The following is a 23,240-nucleotide window of genomic DNA, read 5'->3' on the forward strand; positions in this document are numbered from 1 at the left end:
TGCCTAGTGCCCCGGTTGATTAGCCCCAACCGGGGTTTTTTGCTTTTTTCCCTAATTACTTTAGCAAAGAAGCAGTTGCGCCAGACGTATTTGTGAATCCTGTGCGTGGCAGGTAGTGAAGAATGGTCGTAAAGCCAATATGTTAGCTAAAAGCTAGTCTGAGGGCTTACATTGCACCTCGACACATGGCTTTATGGGCGCATTATCCATACATTTCATTTGTGCGTACAACCGCCCGCTAGCATTCCCTCTTTTCGCCTCTATTTCCTATGAAAATTACCGATCTCCGCACCATGCGCGGCCCAAGCTATTGGTCTGTTAAGCACCTGAAGCTTATTGTGATGAAAGTAGACCTCGAGGATCTGGCCGAAAAATGGTCTAATTCCATACCAGGCTTAGCAGGCCGACTCACAAAACTGCTACCTGGAGTAGGTCAGCCTTGTGCCACGCCCGACTCATCCAAACAGGCTACTAAGCATCCGCCTTTAACTCAAGAGCAACTCATGGATGGCGAGCCGCTGGGCCACGTGATTCAGCACGTAGCATTAGAACTGCAGCGCTTAGCAGGCATGCCGGTGTACTGGGGCAAATCGTATCCGGCCACGCAGGAGCAAGGAGTCGAGTACGTCGTATTTACGTACCAAGAAGAGCGCGCCGGACGCGTGGCTGCTAATGCTGCCGTAGAGATTGTGGATGCCTTATGCCACAAGCAGAAGGTAGATATAAAGCCCATTATTGCGGAGCTGCACAATATTCGTGAGGAAGAATTTTTCGGACCTAGTACCTATAGTATTGTGTCGGAGGCAGTGTCGCGCAAGATTCCTTATATCCGGCTTAGAAATACTTCGGTTATTCAACTCGGCTACGGTGTGAATCAAAAGCGTATTCAGGCCACTACGTCGTCCAATACAAGCTATTTCGCCGTTGAAATCGCCGGCAATAAGAACCGCACAAAAGCAATGCTTGCTGATGCCGGTGTGCCTGTGCCGCGTGGTACCACGGTTTATTCACTTGATGGATTGCGCGATGCCATTGAAGAACTAGGTTTTCCTATCGTGACGAAGCCACTGGATGGGAATCATGGCAAAGGAGCTAGTATTAATATTATGGACTGGAAATCGGCCCAAACTGGCTTTAAAGAGGCGCAGGAATACTCGCGCGCCGTTATCGTAGAGCAATTTATCGAAGGGTTTGACCACCGGCTATTGGTGGTAAATGGCAAGTTGGTAGCTGCCGCTAAGCGTACCCCAGCGGCCGTGGTTGGTGATGGGCACAGCACGATTCAGGAACTGATTGACCAAGTAAATTTGGACCCACGTCGGGGGGAAGGCCATGAGAAAGTACTCACCAAAATCAAAGCCGACAAGCATACCAGCGCTATTCTTAAGGCCCGCGACTTGACGCTAAAATCAGTGTTGCCGGAAGGGGAGGAGCTATTTCTGAAGAGCACTGCCAATATCAGCACGGGTGGTACCGCTACCGATGTTACCGACTTGGTACATCCTTATAATGTGCTATTAGCGGAGCGCGCGGCCGGTATTATCGGCCTCGATATCTGCGGCATTGACTTGCTGACCTCAGATATTGCCATTCCGTTGAATGAAACGCGCGGCGCGGTGATTGAGGTGAATGCTGCTCCTGGCTTCCGCATGCATATCTCACCTACCAAAGGCTTGCCGCGCAATGTGGCAGCGCCTGTAGTAGATATGCTTTTCCCACGCGACTCTACTTCGCGCATTCCCATTATTGCTGTAACGGGCACCAATGGCAAAACCACCACTACTCGCCTGATTGCTCATATGGTGGCGGCCCAAGGCTATAAAGTAGGCTTTACGACTACCGATGGCATTTATATCCAAGGTAACCAGTTGCAGAAAGGCGACTGCACGGGTAGCCAAAGCACGGAGTTTGTGTTGCGCGACCCAACTGTAAACTATGCAGTGCTGGAAGTAGCACGTGGCGGCATGCTACGGTCAGGCTTGGGGTTTGACACTTGTGATATTGCCGTGGTTACCAACGTAGCCGCTGACCACTTGGGCATGCGGGACATTTATACGGTAGAGGATATGGCCGCTGTTAAGGGTGTGCTGCCTCGCACGGTTAACAAAAGCGGCTGGGCCATTCTGAACGCCGACGACGACTTGGTGTACGCTATGGGCGAACGGCTGCAGTGCAGGGTAGCGTTCTTTAGTATGAACGAAAACAACCCGCGCATCCTCGATCACGTGGAAGCGGGTGGCGTAGCAGCCGTGTACGAGGAAGGCTACGTAACCATCTATCAGAATAGCTATAAGCTGCGCATAGATCGGGCAGCTGAGTTCCCAGTTACACTAGGCGGGCGCGCTGGGTTTAACATTGAAAACTGCCTAGCTGTGGCCCTAACAGGCTATGTAGCCGGCTTTGAGCGCGATGACATAAAGACCGCCCTGCGCACCTTTGTGCCGTCAGCGGCCAAGACGCCGGGTCGGATGAACGTGTTCAAATTTCCCAATTTTGAGGTCATTGTCGACTACGCGCACAACACAGCGGGTATCAGCAAGTATGCTGAGTTCTTGAATAACACGCCGGCTACGCACAAAGTCGGGATAGTGTCAGGGCTGGGAGATCGGCGCGATGAAGACACACTAGGCTTTGCGCGCATCGCGGGAAGTATTTTCGACGAAGTCGTATTGCGCCAAGACCGCGACTTGCGAGGAAAAACGGCTGAATACCTCAAGGAGATTATGATGCGAGGGCTGCGCTTAGATAAGCCTGATCTGCCAATTACCTATATCGAAAACGAAGTGGACGCCATTCGCCATGTGCTGACCACGGCCCGCGATGGATCGGTTGTTACTATTTTCACAGAGAACATCAGTGCGACTATAAAGCAGATTGAGGAGTTTGAAGCGCAGATTATGCAGGCGTAAGTAACATTCATTTATTCGCTATTAACTACAAAAAAGCCCCCCAGAAATAATCTGGGGGGCTTTTTATAAGCAAAAAGATCTGCGACCTACTTCAAAGTGAAAGTTGATTTGCCAATCATTACGCCGCCTTCATACAGCTCAACGGTGTGCAAACCAGTCTTATAGGCTGCACCTTTGGCGTACACAAACTGCACAGGCTGACGGGTGTTGTCGTACACGATGTCCTGCTTAGCGGTGTAAAAGGCTTCTGAGCCATCAATCATGAAAGTGCCACCACCGGTGCTCAGATTATACAGTGCCGAGCCATCAGGCTCCACAAGACGCATCATAATCTGTTTGGTTTCCTTGGGCGATACGTCGTTGCGAGCAAGGTTGAAAGTAACCTTGATTTTCTCTACACGCTTAGCCCGAAACTCGTTATCGTCGTCGTCCTTCTCTTTGTTCCGGGCGTTAATCACGTTCACCCGAATGTTGTCGGCCTGAAGGCGGGATGCTACGGCCACCTTCTCCGAAAGCTCCTGGTTGGTGCGAGCAATAGTCGAAATAGTGTCAGTCAGCTTGTTCTGACGCTCTTTTAGCGTAGTCGTTTCGGTGTACAACACCTCGTTATCAGCTTTTAGCTGAGCAATCTCCTCGTCTTTCTTTCGCAGCTGCTGCTCCAAGTTGGTAGCGCGGTTGCGGAAGCGAGCTTGCTCAGCCAGCGAGAAGCTGCCTTTGCGGAAGGAGCGAAGTTTCAGCAAATCAGAGTTGATCGTAGCAATGCGGGCTTCCAACGAGTCATTGGCAAGACCCATCGCCTGTACTTCTTGGCTTTGACGCTCAAAATCAGCCTTGAGGGTCTCGTACTGTTTAATCTGTTCTTCAAGCCGTACATCCTTTGCTTTTACCTCAGCTGTCAACTGCTCATTCTGCTTGCCTTTCTGATTGTTCATGTAGAAAAGCAGGGCATTAATACCGGCCAGAACCAGAAATAGAGCCACTATTAGCAAAAGACGGCTCTTGTTTTTAGGCTCCGTGTTTTCGTTTTGTTCCATTGAGGAAGGGAATTGGTTAATTAATGTGGGAGTACGCGGCTAGTTAGGACGGTACGCTACCTTTACGCACAAAAATAAAGGACTTACCCACGTGGGCAAGTTTCGGCACTAAATACTGCATTTGCGCGAATATGGATTTACTGCTTGATGAGACCTACTGGCGAGCCCGTTACGCTACTGGCCAAACAGGTTGGGATGTGGGAGCAATAACGCCTCCGCTACAGGATTATTTTAAGCAACTAGGTCCGCCCGATGCTCGGCGTATCCTCATTCCAGGTGCGGGAAGGGCGTACGAAGCCGAATGCCTACACAATCAAGGATTTAGTGAAGTGTTTGTAATTGACCTGGCGCCAGAGGCGCTGGAAGCGTTGCAGCAGCGTGTGCCCAGCTTTCCTGGGGGGCATTTATTGCAGCATGATTTTTTTACGCTGTCGGCTGAGCCCCCTTACGATTTAATTGTAGAGCAAACGTTTTTTTGCGCACTGCCCCGCACGCTTCGTCCGGATTATGCCCGTCAGTGTGCGCATTTACTGCGGCCGGGGGGCAAATTGGTAGGCTTGCTCTTCGAAACGGATTTTGGCCCCTCATCCGAACCTCCCTTCGGCGGCACCCGCGACGAATACCGAGCGTACTTTGAGCCGTATTTTAAGTTCGTCCATTTTGATACTGCCTACAACTCTATTCGGCCCCGGCAGGATAGGGAGTTGTTTATTTGTTTAGAGAAAAAGTAAATCATATACCCAGCTCATGTTTGACTCACTCGCCAACGCGCTTCCTCATTTTCGTAATACCAACTCCGGCCAGTTTTTTCTGATGGCTGGCCCCTGCGTAATTGAGGGTGAAGACATGGCCTTACGCATCGCGGAGCGCGTGCGCCATATCACGGATAAGCTGCAAATTCCATATATCTTCAAAGGCTCTTATCGGAAGGCAAACCGCTCCCGCCTCGATTCTTACACTGGCATTGGTGATGAAACGGCGCTGCGCATCCTGCAGAAAGTAGGACGCGAAATTGGAGTGCCGACCGTCACGGATATTCACGAGTCGGATGAAGCGGCTCTCGCGGCCGAGTATGTGGATGTCCTTCAGATTCCCGCCTTCCTGTGCCGCCAGACGGATTTGCTCATAGCAGCGGCCAAGACCGGCAAGGTGGTCAATATCAAAAAAGGCCAGTTCCTGTCGGGCGAGGCTATGCAATTTGCGGTAGACAAAGTGCGCCAGTCGGGCAACGAGCACGTGGTGCTCACCGACCGTGGTAACTCCTTTGGGTATGCCGATTTGGTGGTCGATTTTCGCAATTTGCCTGTTATGCAGCGCTTCGAAGTACCCGTGGTGATGGACGTAACGCACTCATTACAGCAGCCCAACCAAGCCAGTGGTGTCACGGGCGGTCAGCCGGCTCTTATTGAAACCATCGCTAAGGCCGCTATTGCCGTTGGCGCTGATGGTTTGTTTATCGAAACGCATCCTACGCCAGCCACTGCCAAATCGGATGGGGCCAATATGTTGCCTTTGGATCAGCTGGAAGCGTTGATGGTGAAGCTCACACGGGTTCGGGATGCGATTCGGTAGCTAACAGTCTACCTCTAGCTTACGCAGACAAGCGGCGGGCTCTATCTAACAAATTGTCCAACACATTATCGAACCGAAGCGAGAAATGCTGTTTTGGCTGGTTTTTTCTGAAAAACACTAACCCCATAAAAAATAGGTCAACGGTCAACATCACTTCCGGGTGCACTTTAATGGTTTGCCAGGCGCCTTCCATTTCCGCTGACCAATGAATATCGTCGAAGACGAACACACTTTGATCGGTGCGGCGAGTTAGGCACTGCTCAAAGTAGCGTACCGTTGGCTCGTAGCGGTGGTTACCGTCGAAAAAAACGAAGTCGACGGGTGTATCTAGCGCGGCTAGGGTAGGAGCAAGGGTAGCGTCGAGGTTGCCTTCAATAAGCTCCGCATTGCGAAGTCCCAAACTGCTGAATGTTTCGCGGGCCACAGCAGCGGTAGCTGGACAGCCCTCAAACGTAATGACACGGCTGTGGCTGTTTGGCGTAGCTAAGTAGGCAGTAGTGAGCCCCAATGATGTGCCTAGCTCCAGCACCGTGCGCGGCTGAAAATGGTTAACCAACCGAAACAGAAGCTGCCCAAGCTGCCGCGACTTAGCGGCGGTGCGCGCAATGTCACGCACGCGGCGCTGCTGACCGGCACCCGTATGAGAGCCAGCACCAAAGTCGGTTACGGTTATCGTTTGCTCACTGGCTTGCAATTCAGTGCGGCGGTGCTCCACAGCCTCATAGGGAGCAAAAAAGCCCGTGTGGCGAACCACATGGTTGTAGAGGGCAAAAACGAACGGGGAATGCAGTCCGTGTGCATTCCCCGATCGGAGCAAAAATCGGATGTAACTGAATGCTTGGTAAAGCAAGTACTTGGGGTTGCGGGTTGAAAGAAGTGAGTTAGAAAATGAAACTCACAGCTTGCCGCTAATTTAGGCGATATGGTACAACCAGCGTGAATTCGGGAATCTCAACTGTGAATTCGCGGCCGTCGGCGAGGCGCTCCATCTGGTAGGTGCCCCGCATCTTACCCAGACCGGTCTTAAGATTACAGCCCGATACGTACTGATGTGCCTCACTGGGCTCCAGTACGGGTTGCTGGCCTACCACACCTTCGCCCTCCACTTCGCGCACGACGCCGTTGGCATCATATATATACCAATGGCGACGGAGCAACTTTACGGTATACTCGCTGTTGTTGCGAATATCGATTTTATAAGCAAACACGTAATGTTCCTGGCCGGGGCTGGAATAATCGGGTAAATAGTTGGTCGTAACACTTACGGTCACTCCCTGCGTAGTGGTAGTATTCATGGCGCCTGTGCGGTTCGGTGGATAACTAACAGCCGTTCTCGGAATTTGGTTTATCTACGCAAGCTATCCACAGAAAGGCTTGCCGAACCTGTAAAAAACTTTTCCCTATGTCCATAAAGATAGAAGAAAGCTGGCGCAAAGTACTACAAGACGAGTTCGAAAAGCCCTATTTTCAACATCTTACTGCCTTCGTCCGGGGCGAGTACGCCACGACTACTGTGTATCCGCCCGGGGGGCAAATTTTTCATGCTTTTGAGGCGTGCCCTTTCGATAAAACCAAAGTGGTGATTCTGGGCCAGGACCCATACCATGGAAAAGGTCAGGCGCATGGTTTAGCGTTTTCCGTGGCAGAAGGAGTGCGCACCCCGCCTTCCTTGCAAAACGTTTTTAAGGAGTTGCAGGCCGATTTACCTGAAACGCCGCCTGCCCCCAATGGCAACCTCGATCGCTGGGCCGAACAAGGCGTGCTTTTGCTTAACGCTACGCTTACTGTTCGGGCTGCAGAGCCCGGCTCGCACCAAAAAAAGGGCTGGGAGCAATTCACCGATACGGTTATTCAGCGCGTTTCGGAACAGAAAGAACACGTCGTATTTATCCTGTGGGGCGCTTATGCACAAAAGAAGGTGGAGCTAATCGACGAGAAAAAACACTTGGTGCTTAAAGCTGCACACCCGTCGCCCTACGCCGCCGACCGTGGTTTTTTTGGCTCTCGACCTTTCAGCAAAACCAACGAATACCTGCGTCAGCATGGGCTAGAGCCAATTAAGTGGTAAAACAACGTTTAATATGTGAGCCATATATCGGAAAAAGCCCCCCAGAATCATTCTGGGGGGCTTTTTTGATACCAAGTCAAGGTAGACTTAGTGGATAATGTCGAATAGACGGCTCCAACGGATTTTGCTGAAGAAATCAGCATAAGGGTCAACCGAGAGCCATATCAGAACTGCTTTACCTACAATATGATCTTCGGGTACAAAGCCCCAGTAGCGTGAATCAAGCGAGTTGTGGCGGTTGTCGCCCATCATGAAGTAGTAATTCTGCTTAAACGTGTAGCTCGTGAGCGGCTTGCCATTCTGCGACAACACACCATTCGCATACGTCACGCCTTCATTGCGCTCGTAGCGCATAATGATTTTCTGATAGATAGCCGTATTCTGGGACGTAAGCTCCACTGTCTGACCTTCTTTCGGGATTTGCAGCGGACCATAGTTGTCCCGGTTCCAAGGAAAAGCAGCCGTAGGCGTGCTGTGCGGGTAGTCTGGGTTGTTCGGGAAAACTTCCGATTCAGCTTGGCCCGGCTGCGCTACTTCTTCCACCACACCTTTGATAAAAGGCTGCTGCTTGAAATAAGCTGCAATAGTGGACGTAGTATTTACCACGTAAGCAGGTCCCATGGCCGTCGTTTGCGCTTGGGGCACACCGTTAGGCGTGTTGGAGTCCGTTACCCCCAAATCCTGGAATACCTTATCACGCACGGGCTCAGCTACCTGTAGGTAGTAGCTGGATTGCATTTGTGGCGGGTTCGCCAACGGCTGTCCGTTGATATACACCTGCGTCTTCTTTATTTCCAGTACATCGCCAGCTACGGCTACGCAACGCTTGATATAGTTAGTGCGCAAGTCGGCGGGGTGTTCGCTTTCAAATGGAATATTAAAGACTACAACATCACCACGCGTTACTTCTGAAAAACCAGGTAGGCGGTAGGAGGGAAGCTGAATAGCATCGGAGTAGCTCTTAATGTTGGTGCCCCAGATGGTTTGGTGCGTAAGCGGCACCTGCAGAGGCGTTTGAGGCGTGCGTGGGCCGTAGTGCAACTTGCTTACAAATAGATAATCGCCGACTAGCAAGGAGCTTTCCATGGAAGGCGTCGGGATAGTATACGCCTCAAAAGTGGCCCAGCGAATAAGCGAGGCCACCACCACGGCAAAGAGAATGGCGTCGCCCCACTCCCGCAAAAAGCCCTTTGGCTTCTTCGGTACTGCTTCGGTAGTGGAGGTTTTCTCCCAAAATTTTACGGCCATAAATCAAGACGAAAACGGGCAGCACGCTGCCCAAACAAAGCAAGGATACAATTGAATGATTAAATATCCGAATTAATGTAAGAATGTGATTTGTAGAGATAAGACACTGAATAATCACCTGATAACACACATCATAACAGGGTGCGTTCCTACAATCCGAGTAGCTCCTTCATCCCAAATACACCCTTGCGCCCCGGCAGCCATTCGGCAGCTAGCAGTGCTCCCTGAACAAAGCCATCCCGCGTATGTGCTTCGTGCTTCAGCTCAATGGTATCAGCGGGTGAGGAATATGTAACAATGTGTGTACCAACTACCTGACCTGTGCGCTCCGAAAGTACAGCCAGCTCTTGCGGAGCCGTAGTAGGTTCGTTGCGCCAGATGGTCTTGGTCGGAAAGTGACGAATGATAGATTCAGCGGTGGTAAGAGCTGTACCGCTGGGCTGATCTACCTTCTGCGTGTGGTGAATTTCGCGAACCTGCACATCGTAGCCCCCAAAGTGGTGCATTTTGGCGGCGATATACTCATTGAAATGAAAGAACAAGTTTACGCCCACGCTGTAGTTGGAAGCGTAAAAAAGCCCCCCACCCATCTCCTTACATAGGTCGCGGGCTTCCTGAAAATGATGGAGCCAACCTGTAGAGCCACAAACCACTGGCAACCCTTGGCGCAGGGCAGCGCTCACATTAGCGAAGGCAGCATCAGGATGGGTGAACTCAATGGCCGCGTCAACGGTCGTAGCGTCGAAGTCGGAGATGCGTACACCGGGCCGTGAGGGATCCACGATGCCAACAATCTGGTGGCCTCGGGCAATAGCCTGGGCCTCAATGGCCTGGCCCATCTTGCCGTAGCCAATCAGCAGCAATTTCATTTCGTTGAGCGGGAAGTAGACTTCAAGTTTAAACTAAGGTTGATGCCGGCCGTGGGCTGCGCCGTGGGCATATAGAGCATCGTGGGCTCCCAGCGCAGGCTCAGATCGTCACTGACGTCAAAGTCGCGTAAGTGGGCATCAACAAGGGCATCAACCACGCCTATGGCATACGCCACGGCGGAAAAGGCAATCCATTTGTCGCGGTTGCGGCGGTAGATAATTAACCCTCGATCTATCGTCGCATTGTCCTCAATGGTGCTAGAAAGAGGTCCAGTATCGATGGTCAACGGGTCGTTGTCATTGCGGGCTATTTTGGCTTCCCGAAACTCTTTAAAGCGACTTTGATAGAAAAACTCCACCGTAAGTGCCGTGCCTAACACGCCATACACAATGGGGAGCTTCCAGTACTTGCGGTTATAAATCTGGCCAGCACCAGGCACGAGCGCCGACAGCATAGCTGCTTTGGCAGGCCGCGTCAAGTGAAGTCCGAACAGCCTTTCGGTGCGCCTCGTAGTATCAGCTACCGCTGGTGTACTCACGCGGGTCGAATCGGGCCCAGTAGTCACTACTTGGGCTTGCGCCGACTGGGCTAGTGGAACTCCCACTAAGCAAAACAAAAGCGCTGCTTTACAATACCCAGTCATCTGCTGTTGCTATGTACTAAGACGGTTGAAGAATATGAAGAATACGCTGCATATCCTCCACCGAGTCAAACGCGATTCTGATCTCGCCATTGCCCTGGGGATTTGGTTTCACCTGCACTCGGCTGCCGAAGCGGTCGGAAAGGTGGCGCTCGGTGCGGCGCAGTTCGGCTACAGGAACCGGCTGGGGGGCATTTTCGGCAGCCTTCTGACCAGGCGCAGTGGCCGGAGCAGTAGCTGCGCCACCACCACGCACAATCTGTTCTACACGACGCACCGAAAGGTCTTCGGCTACAATGCGACGATAAAGCATCAGCTGTTGCTCGGCATCCTCAATGTTGATGAGGGCGCGGGCATGGCCCATTGAAATTTCAGCGTCGCGCAAACCAATCTGGATGTCGGGAGGCAATTTTAGGAGCCGCAGATAGTTGGTTACTGTCGAGCGGTTCTTGCCTACCCGGTCGCCGAGTTCTTCCTGCTTTAGGCTGCACTCACTCACCAATCGCTGGTAGCTAAGCGCAATTTCTATTGCGTTAAGATTCTCGCGCTGAATATTCTCAATCAGGGCCATTTCCAGCATTTGCTGGTCGTCGGCCTTGCGGATGTACGCCGGAATCGTATCCAAGCCCGCCAGCTTAGAAGCCTGCAAACGCCGCTCGCCGCTGATAAGCTGATAAGAATTGGTACCCAACTGGCGCACGGTTACGGGCTGAATGATGCCCTGGATCCGAATAGACTCGGCCAATTCCTGCAGCGCCTGTTGGTCAAAGTGAGTGCGAGGCTGGTACGGGTTCGCCTCGATATGATTCACCGAAATGAAGCCTACCGAATTGACCGGATGCGGCACCAGCCGTTCGCCTTTTTTCTCGTAGCTGCCTTCAATAAGGGCATTTAGCCCGCGACCCAAGCCGCCAATTTTGCGCTTCGGAACTGATGCGGGAGTTTTTTCTTCGTTCTTCTCTGACATACCTACTAACAGCCTAAGCCCAGTACCGGGCCAAAGCGGGATTCAAAAATACACAAACGCCGGGGAAGGACCGGAAATTTTACTCACTACTATCGTCATTGCCCTTAAACGAAAGCTGGCAGATGGAATACCACCTGCCAGCTTTCGTTTCTTTATCAAGAAGTCAGACGTTAAGCTGCTTCATCCTCAGCCGCTTCCGGGTCGGCCGCTACCGAGTTCTTCTCCACAATCTCGCGGGCTAAGTTCAGGTAACTGATAGAGCCTTTGCTGTCGGCATCGTGCAGAATAACCGGAATACCGAAGCTTGGCGACTCGCTCAGCTTCACGTTGCGCGGAATAATTGTATCAAAAACCAGCTGCTGGAAATGCAGCTTTACTTCTTCTACTACTTGGTTGGAGAGGCGCAGGCGCACATCATACATAGTCAGCAGAATACCTTCAATTTCGAGCTCAGGGTTGAGTCGGCTCTGAATGATTTTGATGGTATTCAGCAATTTGCCCAAGCCTTCCAACGCGAAGTATTCGCACTGAACCGGAATAATGACGGAGTGAGCGGCCGTAAGGGCATTCACTGTAATCAAACCTAAGCTAGGCGAGCAGTCGATGATGATGAAATCATACTGATCGGCCAATGGCCGCAACGCCTCTTTCATCTTCTCCTCCCGATTAGGAAGGTTAATCATCTCTACTTCCGCTCCCACCAAATCGATGTGGGAAGGCATGAGGTCGAGGTGAGGCAAGATGTTGGTTTGCAGAATGATATCCTGAGCGTTGATGCCATCCACCATGCACTCATAGATGCTGTTCTGAATATCCTTGGGGTCGAAGCCAACACCGGAAGTAGCATTGGCTTGCGGGTCGGCATCTACGAGCAGAGTACGGTATTCCAAAGCTGCCAAGCTAGCCGCAAGGTTGATGGATGAGGTGGTCTTGCCCACTCCACCCTTCTGATTGGCTACCGCGATAATTTTTCCCATGTGGGTTTATTCTTACTTGTTTAATAGTTGACAGTTTAAGTAGTAAAAGGCTGAAGGCTGATGTTATAGATCAATGATTCAGCTATTTAACTAGTTAAATTACAACTCCATTGTCGACCCGATGGCCATCAACACTAATTCTTTTCCGGCTTGCGTGGCCTGTTCACGGGCCGCGTCATGGTCGATTTTAATAGGCGGGAAAGTGTCGTAATGCATGCCGATAAACTGACGAACTCCTACCCAGTTGGCTGCCTCAATTGCATCGTCAACGCCCATGGTGAAGTTATCACCAATGGGCAGAATAGCAAAATCCAATTCATGCCGCTCATTAATGAGCTTCATGTCGTAGGTGAGGGCAGTATCGCCGGCGAAGTAAAAGTTTTTTTCGGCTGTTTCAATCACAAAGCCGGCCGCCAAGCCCCCATAGGAGCCATCGGGCATAGAGCTGGAGTGAGCCGCGGGAACAAGTTTTACCGTACCGAAAGGCAGCTGTATTTTGCCCCCCAGGTTCATTTTGTAGTTCGCTTTCAAGCCCTTCGCTTCAAACCAGCTAAGCACCTCAAACATCCCTACCAACTCGGCACCTGTGCGCTTACCGATTTCCTCGACATCGGCAACGTGGTCGCCGTGGCCGTGGCTGAGCAGGATAAAATCAGCCCCAATTTTCTCGACGTCAATGTTCTTCGCTAATTCATTAGGACGAATAAAAGGGTCGAAGAGCACTTTAGTGCCGCCAATCTCAGCCAAGAAGCAGGAGTGGCCGTAATAGGTCAATTTCATAAATAAAGCGAAGCGGAAAGGAGCGGTCAGACGCCAATTTAGCGTTACACTTGCACCGAACTTAGCACAAATATACACTGTTTCGCCTTTCTCATGTTTCCGTTTTTGCGTCGTTTTGCTGGTTTTGCCCTTCCGTTGCTCACGGCATTAGCTAGCTGCGGCGGCCCAAGTAGCCCTACCGACGAGCGCCGCGTTTTCCGTTATAACCAGCCAGAAGCCCTCAGTTCACTTGACCCTGCTTTTGCCCGCAACCAAGCTAATACCTGGGCGGTGACGCAGTTATATAATGGCTTGGTGGAGCTAGACGACCAGTTGAAACCCGGTCCCGCGCTGGCCCGCCACTATGATATTTCGTCTGACGGCCGCCGCTACACGTTTACTCTACGGCCTAACGTATTCTTCCACGACAGCGAGGTGTTTCCGGGGGGCAAAGGCCGGCGAGTAACGGCCCAAGATTTCGTGTACAGCTTTCGGCGGCTGCTCGATCCTGTTACGGCCAGCACTGGCGGCTGGATTTTTAGGGGGAAAGTGCTGGAAAACGCGGCAGGTGAGCCTTCGGATACGGCCTTTGTTGCGGTGAACGATAGTACTGTGCGTATTTATTTGCAGGAGCCGTTTATTCCTTTTTTGAGCATCCTGACGATGCCTTACGCCTACGTGGTGCCCCGCGAGGCGGTGCAGCGCTATGGCAAAGACTTTCGGGAGCACCCGGTGGGTACGGGGCCGTTTCAGTTTAAGGATTGGGACGAAGGAAATGCGATTGTTTACCACCGTAATCCGCACTATTGGCGCAAGGATGCGCAGGGCCAGGCGCTGCCGTATCTCGATGCGGTCCAGATTTCTTTCATTCAGGACCGAAAAACGGAGTTTCTAACCTTTCAGCAGGGTAAACTCGACTTTGTAAGCGGTATTCGGGCCGGCTCTCGTGATTTGATTTTACACCCTGATGGCACTGTTCGCGAAGATTTTGAGGGCAAGTTCCGCTTTGAGAAAGTGCCGTATCTGAATACGGAATACCTCGGGATTCAGCAGGATCCTACTAACCTGCGGGGGGATGCGGCTAACCCGGCGCTGCGCGATAAACGGGTGCGCCAGGCTTTAAGCTACGCGCTTAATAAGCCTGAACTGATTGCTTATTTCCTGAATAATGTAGGCCGGCCTGGCAACTCGGGGTTTGTGCCCGCTTCATTGCCATCGTTTAGCGAAAAGCTGGTTCCGGGCTACACGTATCAACCCGAAAAGGCCCGCGAGCTACTGAAGGCTGCTGGCTACGGCGTTGGCAAACCGCTACGCCTGCGCCTTGGTACGGTAGCCGAGACCAAGGAAATAACAGAGTACCTGCAGAAGAAATGGGCCGAAGTAGGGGTACAGGTAACCATTGATGTGAGCCAAGGGGCGGCTCATCAGGAGAACGTAGATAACGGCCGCGCTGCATTCTTTACTAAATCTTGGCTGGGTGACTACCCGGATGCGGAGAACTATCTGGCCCTGTTTTATAGCAAGAACTTTTCGCCCGCCGGCCCCAACAAAACGCATTTCAATAACGCCACTTACGACCGTCTCTACGAGTTAGCCCAACTGGAGCAGGACACGGAGAAGCGCTATAACCTATACCGTCAAATGGACCGTATTATAGTTGAGGAATGCCCCGTTATTCCGATGTATTACGATGAAGTAGTGCGACTTACACAAAACAACGTACAGGGCTTAAAGCCAAATCCCATGAACCAACTGGTACTGGAGCGGGTGCGGAAGCTGTAAGTTCGAACTCATGAATTCAAAGCATCTCTAGAGACAAAAAAGCCCCCCAGATTATTTCTAGGGGGCTTTTTTGTGAGATAACCTTTCTTATTTAGTCTTTGGCTTCGCAGGACCTGGCTTGCGAGCTTCAGCTTCACGCTCCTGTGCGGTTTTCATCGCTTCAGCAAGGCGAGCCTGGAAGCCGCCGGGCTTTTTGTCCTTGTTCTTCACCTTGTTGGCTTCGAGTTGAGCCCGCAGCTTGGTTTCATCCACGAATCGGCGGGTAAGGGCTTGCTGACCGAAGGTGATGACGTTGGAAACGAAGTAATACCAGGTGAGGCCGGCCGCGAAGCTGTTCAAAACGAACAGGAAAATCAGCGGCATCAGGTAGCTGTAAAACTTCATTGGGCCCTGCATGGCAGTGTTGAGCTGGTTGCTCTGCCACGTCATCAGCAGGGTGGAAGCTGTCATGAGTAAAGTGAACATGCTGATGTGGCTGCCATAATAGGGAATGGCGAACGGCAGCTTAGCGAATACGTCGTAGCTACTCAAGTCTTTAGCCCATAAAAATGCTTCCTGCCGCAGCTCAATGGAGTTGGGGAAGAAGTTAAACATTGCAAACAGAATAGGCAGCGTCAGCAACGTAGGAATGCAGCCGCTCAACGGGCTCACACCCATAGACGTGTAGAGCTTCATTGTTTCGCTCTGCACTTTGGCCTGGTCGTCGCCGTATTTCTCCTTGATCTCGTCCAGCTCCGGCTTCAGCACCTTCATGCGCGCCTGCGACACGTACGTTTTGTAGGTCAATGGCCAGGTAACCAGCTTAATAAGTAGCACCAACAGCGCGATGATGATGCCGTAGCTGCTAATAAATTGCTCCAGGAAATGGAACACTGGAATCACGATGAAGCGGTTCATCCAGCGGAAAATACCCCAGCCTAAGAATACGTTGCGGTCGAAGCCGGGTGCCACTTCCTTCAGAATCTGGAAGGAGTTAGGGCCGAAATAGTAGCGGAACTGACCTTTGCCCCCCAGCACATCGGCGGCCGGAATCGTAAGCGTAGAGCTTAAAGTTTTGATGAACTTGTTGGTCGAATCGGCAGCGGCGGGCACCGTCGAATTGAATTTGCCGGTGCTGAACTGGTTTTCGGCAATCAGGCCCGCCACGAAGAAATCGTGCTTGTGCGCGGCCCACTTCACCGGCTCGTTGATAACTATTTCCTCAGGGTCTTCACTGGCCTCGGCCAGCGAGCCGTCGTCGTCGTTAGCTAAGTAATGGTTGATGGTGGTGTGGTTGCGGTTTTGGGCACGGTCTTGCTCCGTCTGGCGCACGCGGTCTAGGAAGGTGAACGTGATAGGCTCTTGGGCAATGACGTTGCTCAGGCCTGTAAAGCGCATCTCGTAGGCCAGCTGGTAGTTGTCATTATACAGCGTGTATATCTGCTCAATTTGCCCCCCAGCCACAGCGGCGGTGAAAGTTAGGCGCTGGCCTGGGCGGTTGGCATCGGCAGTAGGCTGGAGCGCACTTGGCTGAAAGTATAGGTCTGAAAACCGTACTGTGCGGCCGTCGGTAGTTCGAAAGCGGGTGTCAATCTTTGCGCTTTCCTTATCCAGCAAATCGAAGGGCTGACCAAAGAAGGTCTTGTACTTGTTCAGACGTACGGCTTGCACCTGCCCTCCTTTGGTCGAAAAGGTTACTACTAAGTCTTCGTTGCTCAGCTGCACATCCTGGGCGGTGCCTTGCGCTGCGGTAGCAAAAGCGCCGAATGCCTGCGCCTGCGCGGCCGAGTCGAGGGGAGCAGGCGTAGCGGCGGCGGCTGTATCTGCCGACTGAGCCGGGGCGGTAGCAGCGGTAGTGGTGGGCTTAGCGGGGGCTTTTTCCGGCTCTGACTTCGGCGCGAAGAAAAACAAATAGATGAGGAGCAAGGCCGAAATCAAAAATAGGCCGGTTGCTGAGTTCTTGTCCATCGAAGGGGAAATAAATGCGTAGGTATTCGGTACTAAGGAAAGAGCTGAAAAATGCTTCCAGCGAGCAGAGTTGCCAGCAAAAATTCGGCTGTGCCGCTACAAAGGTCGGTAGTGGCAGCTTATTTTATGCAGAAGTCGAAAAATCGGACGAGGTGACAGGGAAACTGCCCTGTTGTTACAAGCAAGAGAGGAACCTGGCTGAGTAGTAACATGAACTCAACCAAATTCCTCTCCTTGTTCTTAATCAATTAGTTACAGCTCATTCTTATGGTGCTGAATGGCAGCCCTCACGAAGCGCACAAATAAAGGATGTGGATTTTCCACGGTGCTTTTCAGCTCGGGGTGAAACTGCCCCGCCACGAACCACGGGTGGCCATTCAGCTCTATCACCTCCACCAAGCCAGTGCCGGGGTTCAGGCCGGAAGCGACCATGCCAGCGGCCTCAAATTGCTCCAGATACTCGTTGTTGAACTCGTAGCGGTGCCGGTGGCGCTCACTAATATGGTTGCGGCCGTACGCTTTGGCAGCTTTGGAGCCGCGACGCAGGTCGCAGTCGTAGGCGCCGAGGCGCATGGTGCCGCCTTTCTGAGTGATATTTTTTTGCTCCTCCATCATGGCAATGACGGGAGTAGGCGTCAGCGGGTCCATTTCGGTAGAGTTGGCGTTAGGCAGGTTCAGCACGTGGCGCGCAAATTCTACCATGGCCACCTGCATACCCAGGCAAATACCGAAAAAAGGAATGTTGTTCTCACGGACGTGACGCACAGCGCACACCTTGCCCTCGAAGCCCCGCTCGCCAAAGCCTGGCGCTACCAACACGCCATCGACACCCTGCAGGAGCTGGGCGACATTTTCGGGCGTGATATGCTCCGATTGAATGCTGCGCAGAGTCACTTTACACTCGTTTTGAGCGCCAGCGTGCACGAATGACTCATTGATGGACTTGTAGGCGTCGGGCAGTTCTACGTATTTGCCAACCAAGGCGATGGTCACTTCCTCGGTTGGATTTTTTAGGCGGCCCAAAAAGTCCTTCCACACTTCCAGATCGGGCTGCTGGGCGCCGCCTGTAAGCTTTAGACGCTTAATTACCCGGTCGTCGAGCTGCTCCTTGCGCATGAGCAGGGGCACGGAGTAGATGCTGTCGGCGTCTAGACTTTCAATAACCGAGTTGATTTGGACATTACAGAAAAGCGCTATTTTCCGACGCATCTCTAGTGGAATCGGGTGCTCAGAGCGGCACACCAGAATGTCAGGTTGCAAGCCAGCTTCACGCAAATCGCGCACGGAATGCTGCGTGGGCTTGGTTTTTAGCTCACCGGCTGCCTTCAAGTAGGGAAGCAGTGTGAGGTGAATCACCAGCGAATCATTGGGGGGCAATTCCCAACGTAACTGGCGTACGGCCTCCACAAACGGCAGACTTTCAATGTCGCCAATGCAGCCCCCGATTTCGGTGATGATGACGTCAAACTCGTCGCCTTGCCCCAATAGCAGCATGCGCCGCTTGATTTCGTCGGTGATGTGGGGTACTACCTGCACGGTTTTGCCCAGGTAAGCGCCTTCGCGCTCCTTGCTAATCACGTGGTTGTAAATGCGACCCGTGGTTACATTGTTGGCCTGTGAAGTGGGCGTGTTCAGGAACCGCTCGTAGTGGCCCAGGTCGAGGTCGGTTTCGGCACCATCATCCGTCACAAAGCATTCGCCGTGCTCATAGGGATTGAGCGTGCCGGGGTCGATGTTGATGTAGGGGTCGAACTTCTGAATGGTAACCCGGAAGCCGCGGGCCTGCAGGAGCTTGGCCAAGGAGGCAGAAATGATGCCCTTGCCCAGGGAGGAGGTCACCCCGCCGGTGACAAAGATGTACTTGGCCGTTGCAGTCGGGGAGGAGGTATTTCGGTCTGGCATAACGGGAAACAAAGTTAGGCGGAATATCCGGGGCCACGAAGATTTTTTGCTTCAACCCCATCTGATGCTCAGCAAATCGTTCTTTGTAGAGTGAGGCTTCTGCTTCGCGTTTCGTTGTTTACTTGAGCAAGCCAGCTGAAAATGCCCCCCGCCGTGCGTCGTCCGTCGCGACGCGAAGCAGAAGCCTCGCGCTACATCTCTACAACTTTTCAAGCAGGGGATTAAAGCACGAAATTACTGCGAAAACACCCTTCAGTGCTTCTATTCCGGCTTATTTATGTGCATATTGCGTGTTAAATACCTGTGCAATGTCGCCCTACTTCCGATTGCTTTCCTTTTTGTTCTTGCTGCTGTTTCCGCTTAGCGCCGCAGCCCCGCACTTCGGTGTCGCCAGTGACGACGATGAGGCCGAAATGAGTTCTAACCGCGGCAAAGGGCCGCGCTGGCTGAATAAAATGATTGCCGAATCGGCGGTGCTGCGCCAGCATCAGGTGGGCATTTCGATTGCGGAAGTTGCCTCGGGTGAGAAGCTGTACGAACTGAATGCCGACCGCTATTTCACTCCGGCCAGCAACATGAAGCTGTTCAGCTTTTATGCTGGTCTGCACCTGCTTGGCGACTCCCTGCCCAGCCTACGCTACGTCGTGCGCGGCGACTCTCTGCTGTTCTGGGGTACCGGCGACCCCACACTGCTTCACGGCGATGTGCCCTCGCGGAAAGCGTTCGACTTTCTGCAGAAACGTCCCGAGAAGCTTTTCTATCGGGAAATTCCGATGACCGAAGCAGCCTTTGGACCCGGCTGGAGTTGGGATGATTACAACTACTACTACCAGCCCGAGCGCTCCGCCTTTCCGGTATATGGCAATGTGATTCGCTTCTATGCTGGCCCAAACCGGCGACCGTCCGTTCGTCCGCGCTTCTTCAATCCTGTAGTGAAGGAAGCCCCAGCCGGTTTTCCGCATCCTGCCGACGACCATGTGCGCCGTGAGCTAACCGACAACCGCTTCGTGTACTTCACTTCGCCCAAAAAGTGGATTGATGAAACGCCTTTTCGCCCTAGCTCGCAGCTTGTACTTCAGTTGTTGCAGGACACACTGCGTCGGCCCGTGCTAAATGCCCCCTGGCGCCCGATGCACCCGCAGGAAGCTGTACGTACGCTAGCGGGCTTGCCCGTTGATTCGCTGTACCGGCGGATGCTGCAAGTCAGCGATAATCTTTTGGCAGAGCAGCTGTTGCTTATGTGCTCCGCGCGCCTGCGCTCCGACTCGTTGAGCACCCAAAGTGTTATTAAGGCTGTCCGCGCGCAGTATTTACAAAACTTGCCCGATGCCCCGCATTGGGTGGATGGCTCTGGTCTCTCGCGCAAAAACCTAGTTACGCCCCGCACCTTATCAGCCTTGCTACTCAAACTGCACCAGGAAGTACCAGAGCCTCGTCTGCTGAGCTTGCTCGCGGCTGGTGGTGGCCACGGTACCCTGCGCCGCGTGTACCGCGATAAGGCCGGGCCGTGGTTTTGGGGCAAAACCGGCACGCTCAGCAACAACCACAACGTGTGTGGCTACCTCAAAACGCGAAAAGGTAATCTGTTGGTTGTGAGTTTTATGAATAACAATCACGTGGCAGAAACAACCGTTGTGCGCCAGGAGATGGAGCGCGTGCTTAAAGAAGTGCGCGAGCGGATGTAAGTGCTAGTACAGCACTCGAAACTTAATCGTGTGCTCCACCTTGCGCAAAGCCCCAATTACCTCCGGCTCATATTCCTTATCAATGTCGGTAATCACGTAGCCGATGTGCTCGTTGGTTTTGAGGTATTGACCGAGAATGTTGACCTGATGGTCCGCCAATACATTGTTGATGCTGGCAAGCACACCGGGTACGTTGGCGTGCAGGTGAATAAGACGATGCGCCTGCTGCACAGGAAGTTGAATGTTGGGCAGATTCACGCTTTGCTGGGTGTTGCCGGTATTGACGTAGCCCATAATGCGCTCGGGCACAAACTCTGCGATGTTACGCTGGGCTTCGGCCGTACTGCCGCCAATGTGAGGAGTGAGCAGTACATTGGGCAAGCCCCGCAGCTCGCTTTCGAAGGTTTCGTGGTTGGTTTTGGGCTCGTAAGGGAACACATCGATACTGGCGCCGCCGAGATGACCGCTTCGGATGGCCTCGGCCAGGGCCGGAATATCCACGATGTGGCCGCGGCTGAGGTTGAGAAAAATGCCCCCCGGCTTCATCAAAGCGAATTCTTCGGCACCGATGAGGTTCTTGTTCTCGGCGCGGCCATCTACGTGTAGCGTCACGACGTCGGCTTGCTGCAAAAGCTCCTGCAAGGTGCGGCACTTCACAGCATTTCCGAGCTGAAGCTTTTCAGCTATGTCATAGTAAAGCACTTGCATGCCCACCGCTTCGGCTACCACCGACAGCTGGCTGCCGATGTTGCCGTAGCCCACGATACCCAACTTTTTACCCCGAATCTCGAAGCTGCCGCGGGCCGATTTGTCCCACTCGCCCTGATGCATTTTGGGGTTCTTATCAGGAATACGGCGGGCCAGCACGATGATTTCGCCCAAGGCCAATTCTACTACGGAGCGGGTGTTAGAAAAGGGCGCATTGAACACAGCGACGCCCTTTTTCATGCAGCCCACTAAATCAATTTGGTTGGTGCCGATGCAAAAGGCCCCCACGGCAATCAGGCGATTAGCTGCTTCGAGTACGCGCGGTGTTACTTGGGTTTTAGATCGGATGCCGAGAATACTCACGCCCGCGATGCGCTCTACCAGTTCGTCTTCGTCGAGGCCGCCGGGCACGCTTTCCACCTGGTAGCCTTCCTGGCGGAATAGCTCGGCGGCGCGGGCGTCGGGGTTTTCAAGCAGGAGTACGCTGATGCGGTTTTTGGGGTAGCTGAGCGTCATGGGAAGCTTATTTTGGTAGAGAAACTCGTCGAAGGACGGAATGACTTCGTCGGCCTGGGCTACTACGGCGGCGCGGGCCACGTTTTCGGTGAAAGCGTAGAATCGGTTGGCGAGGCCGGCTTCGCGCATCTGGTAATCGGTGTAGCCGTCGCCGAGCACGTACACGTCGCCGGCCAGATCGAGCTGCCGGAGCTGCTCTATTTTGCCCCCGTCGCGGCTGAGCACGTTGTCGGGATCGAAGCCGGTAATTTGCTCCCCAGCGTCATAAGTAAAGGTGTTGGCCAGCACAAATTCAGGCGCAATATCGAAGTCGGCAACTACGGGCTCAATGAATTCGCGAAAGCCGCTGCTCACAATGTAGATGCGGCCCCGAAAACGCTCAAAAAAGCTGCGATTGCGCACAATGCTGTCCGAAACCTTGGTTTTGAGCTGTGCCACCAGCAAGGGCAGATGCTCGCGCCGCGCCTCCAACAACGCCAGGCGCTGCTTCAGCGACTCCGAAAAGTTCAGTTCCCCGCTCATACCCCGATCCGTAAGACTGCGGATCTGCCCCACGATTTTTTCGCGTTCGGGGTGATGCTGGAGGGCAATATCCGCCAGCTCATCAAGGCCTTCGACCTGTGTAAAGGTGCTATCGAAGTCGATGATAAGGTAGGGGAGAGGCTGGGTTACGCTAGACATATTGGGGGGCAAATTAGCGCTGTAGATGTAATCAAATGGCGCTTAAAGCAAAGTTGATGCGCTGCCAAAGCAGTCTATAACTTCTAAGAATGGACAAAGCTAATAGCCGCAGTTGCTTGACTGTGAAGCCGCAATAATACCACATGAAGCAAAGGGAGCCGCAAAAAACTTCTTATGCAATCCGGAGCGTAGCGCAGGTCGGCACCCACGCGTCGTGCTGGCAGACCGTACACTTAGTAGCTTCGCCGCGAGCCAGCTCCTGCACGTGCGCGCACTGGGCGCAGGCATGAGAGCCGGCTTCCTGAGCCCGACGGTGCGTGTCGGCCACGCGTTCGGGCCAGATAGGCAGACCAGGCTGCACATTTTTATCCTCAAAAAAGTAGAGACTTATGTCGCCAGTAGCTTCGATGTAAGCGCGCCGTACTTGGCCCAGATGCTCTACCTGCAATTGGCGCATTTCACCGAATAGCTCCTTCTGCGTTAGGTTTTGCTTTTTGAAATTTTCTAGATGAATTCGGCCATTTTCCACCAAGAGCACGGGCGCGCCTTCCAGCCAGTCGCTAAAGCCGGGATACCACTCGGTCAAACGGTTGAAGAACAGATAAAGGCCCGACACCATCAAGAATACCACGAGCACATGCAGGATAGGCACATCGTCGTAGAACATAGCATCGCCGGCCGCCGAACCCAGCGCCAGGATAATGCTCAGCTCGAAGAGGGAAAGCTGCCGTACGCCGCGCCGACCCGTAACGCGCAGGGCACCAATAATGAACAGGTAAGTAAGTAGGCAGCGGAAAGCTATTTCCAACAGAAATAGCGGCGGCATGTCCTCGGACAGGAAGATACGGTTCCAGTCAAAGGGCTCAATAGGGGCAGCAAGGAAAAGCATAGGGCAGATAAATTCTACTACCCTAACGCGACCGAGGAGCTCTGTGTTGAGCTCCTCGGTCATATGCTATGCTTTTTCTGGTAATA

The 23,240-nt window shown here is 52.9% G+C and carries 19 protein-coding genes; 6 read left to right on the top strand and 13 right to left on the bottom strand.

Going from position 1 to position 23,240, the window contains the following annotated elements; genetic code table 11:
- The first annotated feature begins 269 nt into the window (after positions 1-269).
- On the top strand, positions 270-2,909 hold the full coding sequence (cphA, locus tag H8B13_RS07710; RefSeq protein ID WP_187310201.1) for a cyanophycin synthetase: 2,640 nt from the start codon (positions 270-272) through the stop codon (positions 2,907-2,909).
- Positions 2,910-2,995: 86 nt separating this feature from the next.
- On the opposite strand, the gene H8B13_RS07715 is transcribed toward cphA, so the two are convergent.
- The gene (locus H8B13_RS07715; protein ID WP_187310202.1) at positions 2,996-3,943 is read right to left on the bottom strand and encodes a hypothetical protein; all 948 of its coding nucleotides are present in this window, start codon (positions 3,941-3,943) and stop codon (positions 2,996-2,998) included.
- A 131-nt stretch (positions 3,944-4,074) separates the two neighbouring features.
- Between H8B13_RS07715 and H8B13_RS07720 the strand changes: the two genes are divergently transcribed.
- Together H8B13_RS07720 and kdsA are read left to right on the top strand one after the other, a co-directional pair.
- Positions 4,075-4,674, top strand: coding sequence for a methyltransferase (locus H8B13_RS07720; protein WP_187310203.1), 600 nt, complete (start codon positions 4,075-4,077; stop codon positions 4,672-4,674).
- Between the two features lie 16 nt (positions 4,675-4,690).
- The gene (kdsA, locus tag H8B13_RS07725) at positions 4,691-5,515 is read left to right on the top strand and encodes a 3-deoxy-8-phosphooctulonate synthase (RefSeq protein ID WP_187310204.1); all 825 of its coding nucleotides are present in this window, start codon (positions 4,691-4,693) and stop codon (positions 5,513-5,515) included.
- A gap of 19 nt (positions 5,516-5,534) precedes the next feature.
- On the opposite strand, the gene H8B13_RS07730 is transcribed toward kdsA, so the two are convergent.
- Complete coding sequence (locus H8B13_RS07730) at positions 5,535-6,269, bottom strand: class I SAM-dependent methyltransferase (RefSeq protein ID WP_315985115.1); 735 nt, start codon at positions 6,267-6,269, stop codon at positions 5,535-5,537.
- A 154-nt stretch (positions 6,270-6,423) separates the two neighbouring features.
- Entirely contained in the window at positions 6,424-6,810 is a 387-nt protein-coding gene (gene apaG, locus H8B13_RS07735) for a Co2+/Mg2+ efflux protein ApaG (RefSeq protein WP_133272011.1), read from the bottom strand.
- A gap of 107 nt (positions 6,811-6,917) precedes the next feature.
- On the opposite strand from apaG, the gene H8B13_RS07740 reads away from it, so the two are divergent.
- Complete coding sequence (locus H8B13_RS07740; RefSeq protein ID WP_166073003.1) at positions 6,918-7,583, top strand: uracil-DNA glycosylase; 666 nt, start codon at positions 6,918-6,920, stop codon at positions 7,581-7,583.
- Between the two features lie 87 nt (positions 7,584-7,670).
- On the opposite strand, the gene lepB is transcribed toward H8B13_RS07740, so the two are convergent.
- From lepB to H8B13_RS07770, 6 genes are all read right to left on the bottom strand, one after another.
- On the bottom strand, positions 7,671-8,831 hold the full coding sequence (gene lepB, locus H8B13_RS07745; RefSeq protein ID WP_187310206.1) for a signal peptidase I: 1,161 nt from the start codon (positions 8,829-8,831) through the stop codon (positions 7,671-7,673).
- Between the two features lie 149 nt (positions 8,832-8,980).
- Entirely contained in the window at positions 8,981-9,700 is a 720-nt protein-coding gene (gene dapB / locus H8B13_RS07750; RefSeq protein WP_187310207.1) for a 4-hydroxy-tetrahydrodipicolinate reductase, read from the bottom strand.
- Positions 9,697-10,305, bottom strand: coding sequence for a DUF5683 domain-containing protein (locus H8B13_RS07755; RefSeq protein ID WP_187310208.1), 609 nt, complete (start codon positions 10,303-10,305; stop codon positions 9,697-9,699). The genes dapB and H8B13_RS07755 overlap by 4 nt, the downstream gene beginning before the upstream one ends.
- A 55-nt stretch (positions 10,306-10,360) precedes the next feature.
- A complete protein-coding gene (locus H8B13_RS07760) occupies positions 10,361-11,308 on the bottom strand; it encodes a ParB/RepB/Spo0J family partition protein (protein WP_187310209.1) in 948 nt (315 codons plus the stop codon).
- 170 nt (positions 11,309-11,478) lie between these two features.
- Positions 11,479-12,285: a ParA family protein gene (locus H8B13_RS07765; protein WP_133272017.1), complete on the bottom strand. Its 807-nt coding sequence runs from the start codon at positions 12,283-12,285 to the stop codon at positions 11,479-11,481.
- 99 nt (positions 12,286-12,384) lie between these two features.
- The gene (locus H8B13_RS07770) at positions 12,385-13,065 is read right to left on the bottom strand and encodes a metal-dependent hydrolase (protein WP_187310210.1); all 681 of its coding nucleotides are present in this window, start codon (positions 13,063-13,065) and stop codon (positions 12,385-12,387) included.
- 93 nt (positions 13,066-13,158) lie between these two features.
- Between H8B13_RS07770 and H8B13_RS07775 the strand changes: the two genes are divergently transcribed.
- Positions 13,159-14,826 (top strand): ABC transporter substrate-binding protein, encoded by a 1,668-nt coding sequence (locus H8B13_RS07775; protein WP_187310211.1) that lies wholly within the window; start codon positions 13,159-13,161, stop codon positions 14,824-14,826.
- An 87-nt stretch (positions 14,827-14,913) separates the two neighbouring features.
- Here H8B13_RS07775 and yidC read toward each other — a convergent pair whose 3' ends face one another.
- Together yidC and H8B13_RS07785 are read right to left on the bottom strand one after the other, a co-directional pair.
- Positions 14,914-16,773, bottom strand: a complete 1,860-nt coding sequence (yidC, locus tag H8B13_RS07780) for a membrane protein insertase YidC (RefSeq protein WP_187310212.1) — start codon at positions 16,771-16,773, stop codon at positions 14,914-14,916.
- Between the two features lie 252 nt (positions 16,774-17,025).
- Positions 17,026-18,675: a CTP synthase gene (locus H8B13_RS07785; protein WP_187310213.1), complete on the bottom strand. Its 1,650-nt coding sequence runs from the start codon at positions 18,673-18,675 to the stop codon at positions 17,026-17,028.
- A gap of 308 nt (positions 18,676-18,983) precedes the next feature.
- Here H8B13_RS07785 and H8B13_RS07790 point away from each other — a divergent pair, with 308 nt between their 5' ends.
- Positions 18,984-20,360, top strand: a complete 1,377-nt coding sequence (locus H8B13_RS07790) for a D-alanyl-D-alanine carboxypeptidase/D-alanyl-D-alanine-endopeptidase (RefSeq protein WP_187310214.1) — start codon at positions 18,984-18,986, stop codon at positions 20,358-20,360.
- 3 nt (positions 20,361-20,363) lie between these two features.
- Here the strand turns inward: H8B13_RS07790 and serA are convergent, their stop codons facing one another.
- Positions 20,364-22,265: a phosphoglycerate dehydrogenase gene (serA, locus tag H8B13_RS07795; RefSeq protein WP_187310215.1), complete on the bottom strand. Its 1,902-nt coding sequence runs from the start codon at positions 22,263-22,265 to the stop codon at positions 20,364-20,366.
- A 172-nt stretch (positions 22,266-22,437) separates the two neighbouring features.
- On the bottom strand, positions 22,438-23,154 hold the full coding sequence (locus tag H8B13_RS07800; protein ID WP_187310216.1) for a DUF421 domain-containing protein: 717 nt from the start codon (positions 23,152-23,154) through the stop codon (positions 22,438-22,440).
- Positions 23,155-23,240: the final 86 nt, after the last annotated feature.

This window comes from Hymenobacter sp. BT188, from assembly GCF_014333585.1.
Lineage (GTDB): Bacteria > Bacteroidota > Bacteroidia > Cytophagales > Hymenobacteraceae > Hymenobacter.